Source organism: Emticicia sp. (genome assembly GCF_049241225.1).
In the GTDB taxonomy this organism is placed as follows: Bacteria; Bacteroidota; Bacteroidia; order Cytophagales; family Spirosomataceae; genus Emticicia.
Window position 1 is genome coordinate 3,435 of record NZ_JBMLRC010000264.1, and the last position, 2,236, is coordinate 5,670.

General features: G+C 38.5%; 2 protein-coding genes and 1 pseudogene. All 3 read left to right on the forward strand.

Annotation, left to right across the window (positions count from 1 at the left end; translation table 11 throughout):
- A pseudogene (locus tag ACOVO2_RS14290) lies at positions 1 to 291 on the forward strand (tRNA uridine-5-carboxymethylaminomethyl(34) synthesis GTPase MnmE); the annotation flags it as partial.
- 83 nt (positions 292 to 374) lie between these two features.
- The gene (locus ACOVO2_RS14295; protein WP_421770632.1) at positions 375 to 1,181 is read left to right on the forward strand and encodes an EboA domain-containing protein; all 807 of its coding nucleotides are present in this window, start codon (positions 375 to 377) and stop codon (positions 1,179 to 1,181) included.
- 33 nt (positions 1,182 to 1,214) lie between these two features.
- Positions 1,215 to 2,234 (forward strand): TatD family hydrolase, encoded by a 1,020-nt coding sequence (locus ACOVO2_RS14300; protein WP_421770633.1) that lies wholly within the window; start codon positions 1,215 to 1,217, stop codon positions 2,232 to 2,234.
- Positions 2,235 to 2,236: the final 2 nt, after the last annotated feature.

A 2,236-nucleotide genomic window follows, 5' to 3' on the forward strand; every position in this document is an offset into this window, starting at 1 on the left:
TCAGCTAAAAACAACATCGGCATTGATGAACTCAAAGCAGCAATAGTAGCTAAAGCAAAAATGAAAAAACAAGCTGATACAATGCTGACAAATTTACGCCACTATGAGCACCTTGTAAAAGCCAACGAAGCATTGAGCGAAGTATTGAATGGCTTAGATTTAGGCATAACTGGCGATTTCTTGGCTCAGGATATTCGTCTTTCGTTGCATCATTTGGGTGAGATTACGGGAGCTATCTCATCTGATGATTTATTGGCCAATATTTTTAGTAAGTTCTGCATTGGAAAGTGATTTATCTCATAGCATAGATAAAATCATTATTAAATATTTACGATTATTTTCAATTTAATAGTCGCTATTTCGCCTAACCAACAATGAGTTTTTCAGAACAATTATTCGAAAAGATAAAAGAATACGCTACGCCAAAAGAGATAACTTGGATAGAAAGTAAAGCCAGTGGCAATTTACAATCGCTACAGACTGCGTTTGTGGCTACGCCAAGATTTATTAGCAAAATCTCTATTCAATCTAAAGACCTTATCAATGAAGTTTCTATCAATGATTGGACACTCGACCGACTCGTAAGAGTATTTTTCTTAACAAAATTTGATAGCAGCGATAAAGATTCCTACACCAAAGCCCTTGATACACTCTTTGAAACTGCTGAAAATAATGAGGCCGTTGCACTTATTTCTGCCCTACCCTTTTTGGCTTTTCCTGATTATTGGATGCTAAGGGCTACTGATGCAGTGCGTTCAAACATTGGTTTAGTTTTCGACGCAATTGCATTTCAGAATCCATTCCCGATGCAGCATTTCTCCGAATTAGCTTGGAATCAACTGGTTTTGAAATGTATTTTCAATGATAAGCCTATTCATCGCATCCAAGGCTTGGATACACGAGCGAATCAAGAACTGGCAAATTCGATTTCATATTTGGCACATGAGCGTTGGGCTGCTGGTCGCACGATTCCTGCACAAGCTTGGCGATTGGTCAGTAAATTTATGAATGAAGCAATTTTTGAAGATATTTGTACCCTACTTGTATCTCAAAATCAAAATGACCAAATAGCGGCTACTTTGGTTTGTAACGAAACTGATTTTTCAGCGGCCAAAGAAGAATTAAAAAAATACCAAGAATTACAAAATCAAATCTTTAGCTGGTCAATGCTTGAGGTTTAGAAACGGAGTATTAACAACAATAGAATCAATAAAATGTGTCAAAAACATTCTGAAATATCGCAAAATCCTTCACACTTTGAAGGCACAGCCGAAGAAATTGTAACGTCAAAAACAGTACAGGCGAATTATGCTGATTATACAAAAGGTATGAAGTTCTTCGACCCACATATTCACATGACCTCTCGCACCACCGACGATTATACGGCTTTGATTGATGCGGGTGTAGTGGCAATTATTGAACCTGCTTTTTGGTTGGGCCAACCACGTACGGGTTTGGCTTCTTTCAAAGATTATTTTAGCAGTTTGGTTGGCTGGGAGCGTTTTCGTTCGTCTCAGTTTGGAATCAAACATTACTGCACGATTGGCTTAAATTCTCGTGAAGCAAATAATGAGGCATTAGCAGAGCAAGTCATGGAAATTTTACCTTTGTTTTTGTATAAAGAAGGTGTAGTTGGCGTAGGAGAAATTGGATTTGACGACCAAACCGCCGCCGAAGAAAAATACTATCGTTTGCAACTCGAATTATCTAAAGAAGCTGGTTTGCCAGTACAAGTTCATACACCACACCGTGATAAAAAGAAAGGAACTGAATTAAGTATGGCCATTGCTCTCGAACACGGAATCGACCCAAGCATGGTAATTATCGACCATAACAATGAAGAAACCGTAGAAAGTGTGCTTGATAAAGGTTTTTGGGCGGCATTTACGATTTATCCATTTACAAAAATGGGAAATGAGCGTATGGTTGAAATCGTAAAAAAATATGGCTCGGAGAGAATTATGGTCAATTCAGCAGCTGACTGGGGCATCAGCGACCCACTCGCAGTACCAAAAACGGCAGCTTTGATGAAAATAAAAGGAATTTCGGATGAAGATATTCGTTTGGTAACTTACCAAAATGCCATTGATGCTTTTGCCCAAAGCGGACAAATCAATGTGGCTGATTTTGAGACGCCACAGGTAATTGACCAAAGCCTCAAATTCAATGGAAATACGGTTTTGCGTGGTGGCCAAATACCGAGAATTGATAAAAATTCGTTGATAATTAGTTAGTC